Raw genomic sequence first — 517 nt, 5'->3', positions numbered from 1 at the left:
CTCTTCCGGAACAAGACCGCTGGTGAGATAGCGCCACAGCGCCACGATCAGCTTGCGCGCCAGGGCGACGATGGCGACGCGCTTGGCGCGCCTGCCGGCGTTCTCCGTGCGGCTGCGGAACCAGCGGCTGAGCGCGCTGTCCGGCTGATGGCGCAGCCAGAGCCACGCCAGTTCGATCGTCTTGTGGCGGGCGCGCCGGTTGCCGGCCTTGCTAATCCCCTGCTCGCGGTCGATGCCGCCGCTTTGCCAGGGACTGGGCGCCAAGCCGCAATAGCTTGCGACCTCGCGCCGGTTGCGGAAGTCCTTGTAGAACACCTCGTGCACCAGCGTGGTGGCAAACGCCGGGCCGAGTGCCTTGAGTTGCTGCAACTGATCCCGTCGCTTCGCCATCGGTGCGGGCATCGCAGCGGCTTGCGCCGCCGCCTGGGCCTGCTCCAGCGCCTTGAGCTGGTCACGCACCAGCATCAGCCGGGCATGCTCGCGCTTCACTTCGGCCAGAAGCTGCGGCGGCAACGGC

At 68.9% G+C, this 517-nt stretch carries 1 protein-coding gene; it reads right to left on the bottom strand.

Going from position 1 to position 517, the window contains the following annotated elements:
• The coding region (locus tag ACZYOF_RS44325) for a transposase (protein ID WP_463719665.1) at window positions 1-517 on the bottom strand (517 nt) is incomplete at both ends.

This window comes from Bradyrhizobium sp. LeoA1Lang, assembly GCF_055413685.1.
Note: the sequence above shows the minus strand (reverse complement) of the source record. Positions and strands in the feature narration are given on the sequence as shown.